The following is a 14,116-nucleotide window of genomic DNA, read 5'->3' as shown; positions in this document are numbered from 1 at the left end:
TGAAGAGGTCAAAACTACCCTAAGGGCACGCTCATGCAAGCCCGCTATCCTAGAGCAAAACACACCCGCACCGTCGCGCCGGGCAAGCAGCAGAGATGCCAGCCCGCAGACGGTGCATCACTTTAACTCTCAAGGATGTCAATGGACCCCCTCGAACTAGCGCGGTGGCAATTCGGTATCACCACCGTCTACCACTTTATGATGGTTCCGCTGACCCTGGGCCTGGGTGCCGTTGTAGCTGGCTTCTACATCGCCTACGTGCGAACCAAGAAGCACGAATACAAGCGCATGACCAAGTTCTGGGGCAAGCTCTACCTCATCAACTTCATCATGGGCGTTGCAACCGGCCTCGTGCAGGAATTCCAGTTCGGTATGGCCTGGAGTGAATACTCCCGCTTTGTGGGCGATGTCTTCGGCGCCCCTCTGGCGATGGAAGGCCTGCTGGCCTTCTTCGTCGAGTCCACCTTCCTGGGCCTCTTCATCTTCGGCTGGGACAAGCTCGCCCCCAAGGTGCATGCAGCCTGCCTGGTGATTGCTGTAGCGGCCTCCTGGCTCTCTGCCTACTTCATCATCGTGGCTAACTCCTGGATGCAGCACCCTGTTGGCGTTGAAATGATTGACGGCCGCCCCGTCATGACCGACGTCTGGGCCGTACTCACCAACAACACCGCCCTGGTGGCCTACCCCCACGCTATCTTCGGTGCCCTGCAGGTTGCCGGTGGCTTCCTGGTCGGTATCGCCTGGTACAAGCTCTGGAAGCGCCGCCGCGACGGCATCGACACCATCGGGGAAGACGGCAAGGTTATCGTCGGCGAAACTACCGAAGGTGCCCGCGATAAGACCGACTTCAACGTCTGGTTCAAGTCCCTGCGCATCGGCGCTATCGTTGGTTTCGCTGCCTTCATCGGTACCGCCTTGACTGGCCACCATCAGGCCCAGCTCATGATTGAGCAGCAGCCCATGAAGATGGCAGCAGCCGAAGCGGCCTGCCACGACGGCACCGGCTTCTCTGTCCTTTCTCTCTCATCACCTGGTGCCCAGAACTGTGATGAGGTCCAGGCAGTGATCGAAATTCCCGGCCTGCTCTCCTTCCTGGCCTACAACAACTTCACCACCGACGTCCCTGGCATCACCACCCTGCTGCCCCAGTACGAAGAAACCTTCGGCACCACCATCCCCGACAACCCCGAGCTCTATGGGGAGCGCGCCGGTACCGAGGTCGAGTACCTGCCCCTGATGGAAGTTACCTACTATGGCTTCCGCGGCATGATCACCTTCGGTGGTATCAGCGCCCTCTCCTTCCTCTACGTTCTGTGGGTAACCCGCAAGAAGGGCGAAGGTACTGTACCCGAAGCCAAGTGGATTTCAAACCTTGCGATCGCGGGTATTCTAGCCCCCTTCGGCGCCAATGCCACCGGCTGGATTTTCACCGAAATGGGCCGTCAGCCCTTCGTCGTTGCCCCCGACCCCGATGGTAACCCCGCCATCATGATGTTCACCGCCGCAGCAGTCTCACCCGGTGTTTCGGGCTACGAGATCCTTTTCTCGCTGATCTCCCTGGGGCTGATTTACGGCATCCTCATGGTTGTTGAGGTCTACCTGCTGGCTAAGTACGTCAAGGCAGGTGTCGCAGCGGCCATGCCCGAACTGGTCGAAGACCCGCACGATAACGACGAGAAGAACGACCGCGACGTGCTCGCGTTCGCCTACTAAGAAAGGGGCTTACACACATGTTTGAGCTTTTTGCTGACCAGCCTCTTCTGCCGACTCTCTGGTTCGCCGTCATCGGTTTCTTCTGGGTGGGGTACATCATTCTGGACGGTTTCGACCTGGGCGTAGGTATGCTCATGAGCCGAATCTTCGCCAAGAACGAGAAAGAACGCCGCCTGCTGCTGAACACCATCGGCCCCGTCTGGGACGGTAACGAGGTATGGGTTGTTACCGCTGGTGCAGCCACCTTCGCAGCTTTCCCGCTCTGGTACGCCTCCCTCTTCTCGGCCCTCTACATCCCGCTGACCCTGGCCCTGCTGGCCCTGATTTTCCGCGCAGTCGCTATCGAGTACCGCGGTAAGAAGGACTCTGAGCGCTGGATTGCAGGTTGGACGCTAGCTATCTCACTGGGCTCCTTCTTCATCGCCTTCCTGGTCGGCGCCTTGCTGGCCCTGACTTCCACCGGTTTGCCCATCAACGCTAACGGTGACCGCGTGGGCGGTGCCTTTGCCTGGCTGACCCCCGCTGTCTTTATGGGTGGTCTGGCCATGGTCGGTGTTTCCCTGGTCATGGGTCTTGCCTTCATTGCGCTAAAGACCGACGGCGAGGTGCGCCACCGCGCCGGTGCTGCCCTGGTCAAGTTCTCACCCCTGCTGGTGCTCCCGGTTGTTGTCTGGGTCATCTACATGCAGGTGACCACCGGTAACGGCATCTCCTACGCCCTGACCGTACTCGCCGTGCTGGCTCTTGCCGCTGCCTGGTTCTTCGCCAGCCGCAGGAGCGAGGGCAAGGCCTTCTCTGGCTTTGCGGTCTTTGTGGGCTTCGGCGTCCTGGCCATCTTCCTGGCCCTGTACCCCAACGTCCTGCCCTCAACCCTCGATGAGGCCTACAACCTCACCATCGCCAACGCGTCAAGCTCCGAGTATACCCTGCAGGTGATGAGCTGGGTCGGTCTCTTCGGCATCCCGATTCTGCTTGTCTACCAGAGCTGGACCTACTGGGTCTTCCGCAAGCGCCTGCGCGTTGAGAGCATCCCCGATGCCCACGACGCCACCGAGCTGGCCACCCGCGTCACTCGTGCAAGCGCCCATAACGCCTAGCAGCTAGCTCACGGCGTAGAGACGAAAGGACGCCGGGAGCAGCTCCCGGCGTCCTTTCGCTTACCCGGGCGGGTAGGTGTGCTCATACCCACGGCCCAGCCACAGACCTCGCGTCTGCCCGGCTGGGAAGTTCCCACTAGAATAGTGAACAAACTGTTCGCGGCACCAAGGACACTATCGAGAATGACCGCCCCCACAACGAGCAAGCGGCCCCCGCTGGGGCCCCACGCCAAGAGAAACCTCACCATTTTTGCAGTGCTCACCGCACTCAAAACCCTGGCGCTCATTGTCTTTGCCGCGGTGCTGGGCACCGCCATCACCCTGCTAGCCCGTATGACCTATGCGGTGCTCTACGAGGGCAAAACCTACGAGTCTGCCCACGCCGAGCAGCTTGCCGTCTTCGCCGGTAACGGCCAGGCCCAGCTCACCGGTATCTTCTTTGCCACCCCCTTCATGCAGCCGGGGCTGCTGTCCCTGGCGGTCACCGGCGTCATTGCGCTCCTGGTGTGCGCGGCAGCCGACTGGTCCTTGGGCTTCTACGCCCAGCAGGCAGCGGTGGGTGCCAAAACCACTATCCGCCGCAAACTCATCCGCCGCGTTCTTGCCACCGGCGGTATCGACACCCCCGACGGTACCGGTGCCACCGCCGTCCTGCTTTCCCGCGGCCTCAACGCCCTGGATGACTACTACACCAAGACTCTTACTGCCTTTGTCTCCACGGCAGTAGTGCCCACTCTGCTGCTCATCTTCATCGCCTTCTACGACTGGGTCTCAGCCCTGGTCATCATCTGCACCCTGCCGCTGATACCCCTCTTCATGGTGCTCATCGGCCGGACCACAGCAGAAGACACCGCCCGCGCCCAGCGCGACCTGCTGCGCCTGTCAGACCACATCGTCGAACTGGTCAAAGGCCTGCCCGTGCTGGTGGGTCTGGGGCGCTCGCGGGCCCAGTCCAAGGCGCTGGGCGATCTGGGGGAGCGATACCGCAAGGCCACCATGTACACCCTGCGCTCGGCCTTCCTCTCATCGCTGGCCCTGGAACTGATTACCACCATCTCGGTAGCCCTGGTAGCGGTGCTGATTGGCCTGCGCCTAGTGGAGGGAAACCTGGGGCTAGACGTCGCCCTCTTCGCCCTGCTGCTGGCCCCCGAGTGCTACCAGCCCCTGCGCGATGTGGGCACCGCCTACCATCAGTCTGAGGACGGCGTGGCAGCCCTCCGCCGCGCCGAGGCCATCATCGACCAGCCCATTCCCCACGCCACCGTCGCCCCCGGCGGCGACCGCATCTCGGTGCGACAGCTCTCTGTCGCCTACCCGGGCCGCGACCGCACCCTCACCGGCGTGAGCTTCACTCTGCGCCACGGAACCACTACCGCAATTACCGGCCCTTCCGGCTGCGGCAAAACCACCCTGCTCTCGGTACTGGGTGGGGCTCTGCGCAACGACCTGGTACCCACCGGCACCACCGAACCGGTGCACGTCTCCGGCCTGGTATCTGGCACAGGCTCCACCGTCTGGATTAGCCAGTCACCCACCTTCATCGCCCCCACCGCCCTGGCAGAGGTCGCCCTCTATGCCACCGTAACCCGCGGTGAAGGTGCCCTCGAAGGTATCAACTACGCCTCAACCCTGCTCGATGACTCCGTTGCCTTCACCGCTGAGGACCGCGACTACTTCACCTCCTTCCTACACTCAGTAGGGCTGGCTGATCTCGCCGACCTGCCGCCGGAAGCCCTCTCAGCTGGCCAGATGCGCCGTCTTGCTATTGCCCGTGCCCTGGCTCGCGTCGCCACCCTACAGGCCCAGGATGAGCGCGTCACCGTACTGATTGACGAACCTACCGCCCACCTCGACCCGGTATCAGCGGCCAAGGTGAACGTCGCCCTCGCTGCCCTGCAGGAAACCGGCGCAACCCTGATTATCGTCACCCACGATACCGCCCTGGCTGCCGCCACCAACAACCTGCTCCAGGCGACTTCAAAGCCCCACGGCGTTACCTGGGAGCTCACCGCCCAGAACACCGACGGGCTGGGCGGCTACGCTCTTGCGACCCTGGCGGACGCCGTCGCCACCGGCGAGCTCGAAGACTCGGCCCCCGTGCAGGCTGTTGCAAGCTCAACCGAACAGGCGGCAGAGCCAGTCGCGGCAGGCGTCCTGAAAACCCTGCGCCACCTGGGGGAGCTCACCGGCATCCGCAAGCGCGACATGGCCCTGCCTATCCTGCTGTCGGTACTCACCGTGGTCTTTGCTGTCAGCCTTACCGCGCTTTCCGGCTGGCTCATCGTGCGCGCCGCTGAGCAGCCCGCCATGATGTACCTGCTGGTAGCCGTTACCGGCGTCCGCTTCTTTGGCCTGGGCCGGGCGACCTCCCGCTACGCCGAGCGTCTGCGCACCCACAACCTGGTGCTGGGGGCGGCTAATACCCTGCGCGTGCGCGCCTGGGATGCTGCTGGCCGTACCGTCCTGTCGGTGCGCTCCCTGCTGCGAGGCGACAAGATTCTTGACCGACTGGTCGGCGACATCGATGAGCTGCGCGACGCTATCCCGCGCGTCATCCTGCCGGTTGCTGCCCACCTGATTGTGATGCTACTGGTGCTGGGCGTGACGGCCTGGGCTACCCCACAGGCTCTACTTCCGGTCGCGGTTGCCGCCCTGGTAGCAACTTTCCTGCTCCCGCTGATTGTGCTTCGCGCCGATGAACGTGCGGACGCCGTCGCCCGCCGAGAAACCTCAGCCATGCTGCGCCTGGGCGTCTCTGCTCTCGATGCTGCCACCGACCTGCACAACAACGGTCTTGACCAAACCGTTGCCCTGGCTGTTTCTCGTCAGGACGGCTACGCCCAGGCCTCCCGTCTCAAGAGCTCCCGGGCTATCGGAATTGGGCAGGGTCTCATGGTCGTGACCTGGTGGGGCGCGGCTCTGGCTGTGATTGCCAGCGTCTGGCCTGCCGTTGAAGCCGGTGACGTTACCGCGCCGACCGCAGCTATCGTCATTTTGATGATGACCGGCCTGTTTGAGACCACCGCAGCCCACCTGGACGCCATTCGAGGCTGGCCCGCCTTCGCTGCCTTGGTTGCTCGCACCCGCGCTAATTTTGAGACCGTGGACGCTGCCGCTGCAGCTGAGGGCGAGGAAGCCGGTAAGGGCGAGATTCGAGATATCCTGGGCGACCCCGGTATTGGGGCTAAGAACCGTGCCGCCCATAAGTCCATCACCCTGGAACTGGATTCGCTGGCTACCCGCTGGCCCGATATGGAGCAGCCTGTTTTTACCGGCCTGTCAGCGTCTGTATCGTCGGGGCAGTGGCTGGGTATCACCGGCTCCTCTGGCTCGGGCAAGACAACTGCTTTGGCTACCCTGTTGGGCTTCTTGCCCGTTGAGCAGGGGCAGATTCGGGTGAACGGTCGTGCCTTTGATGCCCAGTCTTTGCGCGGGTATGCGGCCTGGTGCCCCCAGTCTGCCTATATCTTTGAGTCCACTATCGCTAATAACCTGGCGATTGCCCGTTCGGCAGACGAGCGCCCCACAGAGGAAGAGATGTACGAGGTGCTTGACCGGGTAGGGCTGGGTGATTTTGTGCGGTCCCTGCCTGCTGGCCTGCAGACCCTGGTGGGGGCTGGCGGTTCTTATGTGTCGGGTGGTCAGCGTCAGCGTATTGCGATTGCCCGCACCCTGCTGGTGGATTCGCCCCTGCTGCTGATGGATGAGCCGACCGCTCACCTCGATGCTCCCGCTGCGGTGGCTCTGATTAATGAGGTTGCCCGCGGTACTAAGCGCGCCCCCGGCCAGAAGCTCAAGGGCAAGACCAAGTTGCCTGCGGTCGTCCTGGTCTCCCACCGTGCCGAAGATATCGCCGCGTGCGATACCGTGGTGAAGCTTCGATAGCCGGCAGAAGACCCCTCCCAACCTACCTATAAAAGGACGACGCGGGAGGGGATCTCTGTATCTAGAGTGGCAGCGGAAATGTATCTGCTGTCTGGAAATTTACCATGGGGGGGGTAAAGTGTGTCCTAGATAATAAATTTCTAGAGCCCAAGTGACAGATAGTGAGTGAATCCCATGCCTACTCTTCAAGAGCACAGCTACGTTGCGCCCCTGACCAAGAACTTCAAGCTCATCCTCTGGGGGCTCATAGTTTTTGAGCTGTTGAGCGTCACCCTGCCTGTCATGATTTTTGGCCCCGCTGATCAGGACGGCAGCAGCCAGGGACTTCACATTTCGGCGTTTGTGGGAGCTGCCGTAGCTCTGATCATTATTCTGGTCATCTTCAGCAGTACCCGCATTGACCTGCTCGATACTTCTCTCAAAATCACCACCATGAAGTTCTTCTCGAAAGAGCTACCCTACAGCGAGATTGAGACGGCAGACGTGGGACCAGTAACCGGTCTGGTGCAGGGGGCTGGTCTGAGAATCATGGGCGGGGGCAACACCGGCTACCTGACCGGCGGCCCCTCCGTTACCTTTACCCTGACCAACGGTAGGCGGGTGACGGCGTCCGCCAGCAACCCCGAGCAGGTTGTTGCTGAGGTGAACTCCCGGCTGCGTTCAGCAGTGTAATGGAAGAAAGTAGCGGGCGCGCCCGTAACCGATTGCAGGGGAGGGAGTGTTGGTGAGCCTGCTGGCTCGGGGCTGGCGTGAATTGGGCGAGCGCCCCAGCGCGAGCCCAAGAGGGTCGGCAGGCACACCAACACTCCATTCCCCACTAACCAGGTTTTAGGGCGAGGGCATGCCCGCTACTTTGTCTTTTTAGAAGAGAGCATCCTCTTCAACCTGAACTTCAGGCTGGTCAGTGGGCTCTTCTGATACCGCTGATACAGGTGCGGGGGAGGTCAGCGCCTGGTAGTTGGGGCCGATTGCGTCGATGCTCTGGGCAAGCAGGACGCCGGAGCCATCGCGGGGGCCGAATTCGGTGGGTAGGGTGCGGGCAACACCGGCTGCTGAGACTGCCTTGGCAGGGCCGATACCCACCCAGGCCAGGGCGAGGGCGGTTTCTCCCTTGAGGAAGCGGTGGGCTCGCATGCCGCTGGTTGCGCGCCCCTTTTGGGGGAATTCGGTGAGTTCGGTGACTTTGGCGGTGGCTCCGTCTTCGCCGCCGTCGGTGATGGTGACGACTTGGGTGTCCGCGCCGGGGGCGGTAACGCCGAAGGCAAGAAGTTTATCGTCGTCGGCTACCTTCATACCTGCCATGCCACCACCGGTGCGGCCCTGGGGGCGGACTTTGGCTGCGTCGAAGGTGAGGAGTTTGGCTTGTTCGGTGATGAAGGTGAGCAGGGCGTCGTTGGAGTCGCAGACGGCTACGCCGATGACGGCGTCCTTGGGCTTGAGCTTCATAATCGCAAACTCGGTGGCGTTGAGCGGGTAGTCGGGGTTGACTCGTTTGACGACGCCGCGTTCGGTGGCCAGGGCCAGGATGGCATTCAGCGGAGCCAGACCTACCAGCTTTTCACCGCGGGCTAGGGCGATGGCGTCCGCTGCCTTGACCCTGCTGGTGAGCTGGGGGGTGCCCCCGGCATCTTCGAGCACGGGCAGGTCAATGACGGGCACGCGGATGAGGCGGCCGGCTGAAGTGATCGCGCCGATTTCACCGCGGGCGCTAGTGGGCACAATGGAGAGGTAGGCGTCGTGTTTGATGCGCTTACCCGGATCAACCAGGGTGGGGCGCTGGCCCTTCACGCCGCTGGTGCGCCCCAGCTGACCCGAGGTGGAGAGTAGAACCCAGCAGGGGTCGTCCGCAATTTCCAGGGACAGCCCGGCTTCTTTCTTAGCCTTGGAGGCCGAGGCCGACAGGGCGGCAACAGCGTCCGCCAGCTCGTCCTTGGTCACGATTTTGGTGCGGCGGTCGGTGCCGTACTCGTCGGCAACCTGCTGCAGTTCCTCTGAGACCAGGGCGCGGAGCTTCATATCGGAACCCAGAATCTCTTCCAGGGAAGCAATTTCTGCTAGCAGGTCATCGCGTTCGGCTTCAAGTTCGATGCGGGAGTACTTGGTGAGCTGGCGCAGGCGCAGTTCGAGAATGTGGTTGGCTTGTACCTCGCTCAGGTCGTAAATCTGCATGAGGCGCTCACGGGCCTGGGCGGTTTCTTCGGAGGAACGGATAATCTGGATAACCTCGTCGATATCGACGATGGCTACCAGCAGGCCCTCGACCAGGTGCAGGCGGTCGCGGCGCTTGCCTAGGCGGTGGTTGGTGCGGCGGCGCACGACGTCCAGGCGGTGGTTGACGTAGACGTGCAGCAAATCGAGCAGGCCCAGGGTCTGGGGCTGGCCGTCCACCAGGGCTACGTTGTTAATGCCGAAGGAGTCTTCCAGCGGGGTGTGCTTGTAGAGGGCAGCTAGCACGGCCTTGGGGTTGAAGCCGTTCTTGATTTCAATGACCATGCGCAGACCGTTTTTGCGGTCGGTCAGGTCAACGACGTCTGAGATGCCCTGTAGCTTCTTGGAGTTGACGCCGTCCTTGATTTTTTCGATGACCTTTTCGGGGCCGACCAGGTAGGGCAGTTCGGTGACCACAATGCCCTGTTTGCGGGCGGTGACCTGTTCGATGGAGACCTTGGCGCGGGTCTTGAAGATGCCGCGTCCCTTTTCGTAGGCGTCCTTAATGCCGGTGGTGCCCACGATGGTGCCGCCAGAGGGTAAGTCGGGGCCGGGCACGAACTTCATGATGTCTTTGAGGGTTGCCTCGGGGTGATCGAGCAGATGGCGGGCTGCCGCAATGACCTCGCGCAGGTTGTGGGGGGCCATATTGGTGGCCATACCGACGGCGATACCGGCTGAGCCGTTGACCAGCAGATTAGGGTAGGCAGCGGGAAGGACGGCCGGCTGCATGAACTGGTTGTCGTAGTTGGGCACGAAGTCCACGACGTCTTCGTCGAGGTTGGCGGTCATGGCGAGGGCCGCCGGGGCCATGCGGACCTCGGTGTAGCGGGAGGCTGCCGGGCCGTCGTCCAGGGAGCCGAAGTTGCCGTGGCCGTCGACCACGGGCAGGCGCATGGAGAAGGGCTGGGCTAGGCGCACCATAGCGTCATAGATGGCACCGTCGCCGTGGGGGTGGAGTTTACCCATGACTTCACCGATCACGCGGGCGCTTTTGACGTGGCCCTTGTCGGGGCGCAGGCCCATCTGCTGCATCATGTAGAGGATGCGGCGCTGCACGGGCTTGAGGCCGTCGCGGGCGTCGGGCAGGGCGCGGGAGTAGATGACCGAGTAGGAGTATTCCAGGAAGCTGGTTTCCATCTCGCTGGTCACGTCGATATCGACGATATTTTCGACGACGTCGGTGGGGTAGTCATCGTGCGCGGTGGTGCGGCGAGCCATGGGAACCTCAAAGCAAATAGACGGTGAAGGTATTGCCCCACCAGTTTACCGTGTTCCCCGCAAGTTCCCCCAGAAAAGCCGAACCTACTAGCCTCTCATACAGAGACAGGATGGGCCGAATTCTGTTCTACGACCTTTTTCGGCCCAATCGGTATCGACTAGCCTTGGACCAGCCACGTTTAGACTCTACCTGCTTGCTGGGTGCCGTGGGCCTACGCATTAGGGTTACGCCCTCAAAATCAACGGGATCCCACTGGTGCCGGTGTACTTTGAAATCTAGGCCCTGCTCTGTGTTGGTAGAGAAGACCATAAGTGCCCGACCAGACTGTACTGAAGAAACAATACGCTCCCACAGGTGCTCGCGTACTCGGGCACTGACCTTGCCAACATAGACTCCCGAACTGATTTCTAAAAGCCAGCGGGTCAAATCACCGCGTAGAGCAGGCGGACAGTTTGAGAGGATAACAACAATCATGCTTCCTCCCCATAATTTCTCCTGCTTTCTATCGTTTCTTCGCGATCTCCCCAGAGGGCAAGGACGTCGGTATGCCAGTCTTCTTCAGCAATTTCCGAGCTGAGAAGTAGTTTCTGAATATCGCTAGTACAACGTTGCAAGATTTTGCCGTCCCGGAGTTTGTCTCTCACTGCACGGCGGGCTCTGGATGCCACGTCCTCCTTGCTTTCTGCAACAACCTCAAAAGCCGCAGGAATACTTACTTCTGCCTTGTAGAGGTCGGCAATATCATAGATAAAAGACCGGGAATGCCCCGTATGCACAAAGCCTAGACCAGGGGAACAGCCCAAAGAAACTACTACCGCATGAACTATCCCGTAGAGGCAGGCATTCGCTGCCGAGAGAGCCATATTAATTGCATCTGCGTTATCAAAATCATTGGGGTCGTAGTTACGGTTATCCCAAGGCACACCGGTACGACCAGATTCCTGGCGGTAAATACGGCGTACTCTAGCGCCCTCCTTGCCCCGTAACTGTTGCATTGTTAGTTCCCTGACATCTTCATCGGGGAAGCGCATATTGTACATTTCCTTAGCAACAGCTAGGCGCTTGCGAGTATTACTGACCTTATCTGCTTGGGCCTGAAGCAGACGAGTGGTTTTAGCCAAGGAGCTACCGTGAGCATAGTAGCGTACCCCCTGCTCACCTACCCACACCGCGGTTGCACCGCAGTCGCCAAGTAACATCATGGCGTGGTGGGTAATACGGGTGCCTGGACCAAGCATAAGAGCGCCTAAAGAAGCGGCAGGTATATGCACGGTTCCCTGGCTATTAGTTGCGGTAATAGCGCTGTCTTCTCGGTGAATCACGCTGTGCTCAACGTAGATAAAAGAAATCCGATCAGAACTTCTAGTTAGTTCCTTGGTAGTAGGCGGGGTAGCCCCAATCATATTTTTCTCCTGGATCTAAGAGATATAAAAGAATCTGGGATGCACACAAGTGTGCATCCCAGATTCTTAGGAAGAATTTTTACGGATAGTAAGCAGACCACATCCATAGGCCTTTCCCTTGCCCATGCCCTTGAGTATGGACTCTCGGAAGAGGTCTACATCGGTGATAACAAGAGCCCCGTCAAATTGGGCTTGCCGGAGGGTCACAGAAGCACGTCGTCCGTCATCGTGAGGATTAGCACGGCTAAAACGCTGGTCAGATCGTGAAGTGACAGCTGCCAGGTAACTTCCTGGCTCAGAGCCTTCAGCTACCCTAAAGCCCCATTGCGGAGCCTTATGCACTAGCCAGCCAAGTTGCTGTTCAGCAGTAACATGGGGGACGACCCTACCACGCTTCCCATTTTCTACAGGAAGAGACTTAACCGGGTTTCCAGTTAGCCGGAAGGACCAGGCCTGGCCCTCCCTTAGGCTGGCTAGCAACTTACCAAGATGAGCAACTTCAGCAGGACGTGACTCCCAGCCGGCGGCCTCCTGAATATGCCGTAGATTCGGCTCTTCAGGACTTTGAACGTAGAGGGTATAGGAAGGGCCGTTAACATCGAGCCGCCACAGTACCCGGCTGTCTGCGCTCGCCTGCACATCTGGCGGGAAAGCAGAGAGGACGGCAGCATGCATGGCTTGGGGGCTGGCTATGAGCTTTCGCGCTTCACGACGCTGGGGATTGATGAGTATGCGGGAAAAGAAACTCATGCTTCAGTAACCACCTTCATGAATTCGTCCTCCGGCTCAGTTTCTCCCTCAGGATTGTTGATTTCTAAGGGCTCTGCCCGGAAAACAGACCGTAGCGAATACTGCCGGAACTCTGGATTAAAGCTTACCGGGATATCTCGTAAGGTATCTGCTGGTTCGCCTAGGCGGGCATCGCGCAGGATCGCAAGTGAGACAAGCTCTCCGGCGTTTTGCTGAGCCCACTTGGGTGCGTACCAGGTATTTTCTGCTCGCAGAACTTCTTCCGCGTTGCCCTCTCTGATACCCAATACTAGATCAGGGTTAGCGGGGCAGGCCCGCCGCCCTAGGTAGAGCGGATAGACAGGACGCCGCAGGGCGGCTTCTAGTTCTTCCAGGAGCGCTTTCTGGGGTGAAGCTAGGGCTACCAGAAAGACAGCATCCGCCAGGTAGTAGCGGGTACTGAGCTGGGAATTTTTGTCCTTACCGAACCAGTTACGGGCCGTGTGATAGTCGCGAGTCAGCTGACCTGGGTGGTCTACCCGCACCGCGAATTCAAGCTGGGCCAGGTCGTCTACGGGCTCTTGACGGTCGCGCCCCAGGGCGGCGGAAAGAAGCCCAATAACTCCTGACTTTGTAGGCTCGTTGTTGGTATGGCGGACCTTGAACCGGCTCTCAGCTCCCCAGGCCTGTAGCGGCGCCTTGAATTTGAGGAGTAGCGAGTACATTAGTCTGCCAGCACCTCGGAAAGATCGCTTTCAACTGCGGAAAGGAGTTCCTTGAGGTTTACGCCCTGGCCAAGGTTTTCTAGGGCATCCTTGAGGTCTCCTACTGCAAGAAAGTAGCTCTTGACGGGCTCCAGACCGTATGTTTCTGCCAGCTCCTGTGCTTCATGGGCTAGGGCAGTGGCTGCCTGGTAACGGCGGCCCTTCTCCGCGCTCTCCTTGACAGGGGTTTCAAAGGCATTGACGTAGGAAACTGGGCGGTCATCACGCAGGGTAACCACTACTGCCTCGGGCAGGGTGCGGTTAGCGAAGCTGTTCTGCTTGCCGGTGGGCATAGCGGTGATGAAGCTCTTGATGAACTGGGTTGCGGCCTCTACAGCGGCCTCCTTGTCACCCAAGTTTGCCTGTAGGCCGGTGAAGTTGATGTTGGCGTAGCGGTAGAGGGTGGAGGACATCATCTCGACGGTGCCAATCATGCCTGCGCCGGTTTCGTCTGCGTCGCGGACAACGTCATCGACTGCGGTGAAGTAGTCGAATTCAGGCTCTGACTCATGAACGCCAATAGCGTGGGCTACCTGGCAGGAGGCATCAACGTTGAAGTCGGGGGCGTCAGCAAGCATACGGCCAAAGAGGGCAATGTCAACGCTGTGCTGTTCGTCCAGGATTTTTTCTACATCCGCTTTTTTCAGTTTGCTGCCTTCAGCATCGATGATTGCCTGGGCCAGGCGTGAAATCTGCTGGTTGCTGACCAGCAGAAGATAACCGGATTCCAGGGTCTTCGGCGCCTCTTCTTCTTTCTTCTTTTTGGGCTCAGCCAGGGAAATTTTTACTGTTTTGAAAGCTTCTGCAACCTCGGAAAGAGCCTGGTCATAGTCGTATCCTTCAGAAATTTCCTGAATTTTGGTAACGACTTTTTCGGCTACTCGCTTGGTGCGGATTCCCATCTTATCGGTGTCGAGGTTGGCGACGAAGTCCTGACGAATAGCAGACTTCCAAGCCTGGGAAGAAACACGCTGGCGGGGTACCCCGCCAAAAACAGCAGACTTGGGGGAGCCCGTATCGTCGCGGTTGATGTTGGAGGGGGGAAGGGTCTGTAGGGCGTGGATATCGATGTAGAAGCTCATGATTTCTCCTTTT

The 14,116-nt window shown here is 59.9% G+C and carries 10 protein-coding genes; 4 read left to right on the top strand and 6 right to left on the bottom strand.

Annotated features, from left to right (window positions below):
* Positions 1-141: 141 nt before the first annotated feature.
* From QM007_RS07075 to QM007_RS07060, 4 genes are all read left to right on the top strand, one after another.
* Positions 142-1,713 (top strand): cytochrome ubiquinol oxidase subunit I, encoded by a 1,572-nt coding sequence (locus QM007_RS07075; protein ID WP_283489314.1) that lies wholly within the window; start codon positions 142-144, stop codon positions 1,711-1,713.
* A 17-nt stretch (positions 1,714-1,730) separates the two neighbouring features.
* Positions 1,731-2,810, top strand: coding sequence for a cytochrome d ubiquinol oxidase subunit II (gene cydB, locus QM007_RS07070; RefSeq protein WP_283489313.1), 1,080 nt, complete (start codon positions 1,731-1,733; stop codon positions 2,808-2,810).
* 183 nt (positions 2,811-2,993) lie between these two features.
* Positions 2,994-6,695: a thiol reductant ABC exporter subunit CydC gene (cydC, locus tag QM007_RS07065; RefSeq protein ID WP_283489312.1), complete on the top strand. Its 3,702-nt coding sequence runs from the start codon at positions 2,994-2,996 to the stop codon at positions 6,693-6,695.
* Positions 6,696-6,869: 174 nt separating this feature from the next.
* Complete coding sequence (locus QM007_RS07060) at positions 6,870-7,367, top strand: hypothetical protein (RefSeq protein WP_283489311.1); 498 nt, start codon at positions 6,870-6,872, stop codon at positions 7,365-7,367.
* A 189-nt stretch (positions 7,368-7,556) separates the two neighbouring features.
* On the opposite strand, the gene QM007_RS07055 is transcribed toward QM007_RS07060, so the two are convergent.
* From QM007_RS07055 to cas7e, 6 genes are all read right to left on the bottom strand, one after another.
* Complete coding sequence (locus QM007_RS07055; protein ID WP_283489310.1) at positions 7,557-10,124, bottom strand: DNA gyrase/topoisomerase IV subunit A; 2,568 nt, start codon at positions 10,122-10,124, stop codon at positions 7,557-7,559.
* A 127-nt stretch (positions 10,125-10,251) separates the two neighbouring features.
* Entirely contained in the window at positions 10,252-10,599 is a 348-nt protein-coding gene (cas2e, locus tag QM007_RS07050) for a type I-E CRISPR-associated endoribonuclease Cas2e (protein WP_283489309.1), read from the bottom strand.
* Entirely contained in the window at positions 10,596-11,528 is a 933-nt protein-coding gene (cas1e, locus tag QM007_RS07045; RefSeq protein WP_283489308.1) for a type I-E CRISPR-associated endonuclease Cas1e, read from the bottom strand. The genes cas2e and cas1e overlap by 4 nt, the downstream gene beginning before the upstream one ends.
* A 66-nt stretch (positions 11,529-11,594) precedes the next feature.
* Positions 11,595-12,278: a type I-E CRISPR-associated protein Cas6/Cse3/CasE gene (gene cas6e / locus QM007_RS07040; protein ID WP_283489307.1), complete on the bottom strand. Its 684-nt coding sequence runs from the start codon at positions 12,276-12,278 to the stop codon at positions 11,595-11,597.
* A complete protein-coding gene (gene cas5e, locus QM007_RS07035) occupies positions 12,275-12,982 on the bottom strand; it encodes a type I-E CRISPR-associated protein Cas5/CasD (RefSeq protein ID WP_185173074.1) in 708 nt (235 codons plus the stop codon). Before cas5e ends, cas6e begins: the two co-directional genes overlap by 4 nt.
* The gene (gene cas7e, locus QM007_RS07030; protein WP_237185353.1) at positions 12,982-14,103 is read right to left on the bottom strand and encodes a type I-E CRISPR-associated protein Cas7/Cse4/CasC; all 1,122 of its coding nucleotides are present in this window, start codon (positions 14,101-14,103) and stop codon (positions 12,982-12,984) included. The genes cas5e and cas7e overlap by 1 nt, the downstream gene beginning before the upstream one ends.
* Positions 14,104-14,116: the final 13 nt, after the last annotated feature.

It is taken from the genome of Rothia sp. SD9660Na, from assembly GCF_030064065.1.
In the GTDB taxonomy this organism is placed as follows: domain Bacteria; phylum Actinomycetota; class Actinomycetes; order Actinomycetales; family Micrococcaceae; genus Rothia.
This window is presented reverse-complemented; position numbering and strand designations above follow the sequence as displayed.

Excerpts from the sequence above, each read along its gene's own strand:
- QM007_RS07055 (WP_283489310.1), bottom strand. The coding sequence starts at position 10,124 with ATGGCTCGCCGCACCACCGCGCACGATGACTACCCCACCGACGTCGTC.
- cas1e (WP_283489308.1), bottom strand. The coding sequence starts at position 11,528 with ATGATTGGGGCTACCCCGCCTACTACCAAGGAACTAACTAGAAGTTCT.
- cas7e (WP_237185353.1), bottom strand. The coding sequence starts at position 14,103 with ATGAGCTTCTACATCGATATCCACGCCCTACAGACCCTTCCCCCCTCC.
- cas5e (WP_185173074.1), bottom strand. The coding sequence starts at position 12,982 with ATGTACTCGCTACTCCTCAAATTCAAGGCGCCGCTACAGGCCTGGGGA.
- cydC (WP_283489312.1), top strand. The coding sequence starts at position 2,994 with ATGACCGCCCCCACAACGAGCAAGCGGCCCCCGCTGGGGCCCCACGCC.
- cas2e (WP_283489309.1), bottom strand. The coding sequence starts at position 10,599 with ATGATTGTTGTTATCCTCTCAAACTGTCCGCCTGCTCTACGCGGTGAT.
- QM007_RS07060 (WP_283489311.1), top strand. The coding sequence starts at position 6,870 with ATGCCTACTCTTCAAGAGCACAGCTACGTTGCGCCCCTGACCAAGAAC.
- cas6e (WP_283489307.1), bottom strand. The coding sequence starts at position 12,278 with ATGAGTTTCTTTTCCCGCATACTCATCAATCCCCAGCGTCGTGAAGCG.
- cydB (WP_283489313.1), top strand. The coding sequence starts at position 1,731 with ATGTTTGAGCTTTTTGCTGACCAGCCTCTTCTGCCGACTCTCTGGTTC.
- QM007_RS07075 (WP_283489314.1), top strand. The coding sequence starts at position 142 with ATGGACCCCCTCGAACTAGCGCGGTGGCAATTCGGTATCACCACCGTC.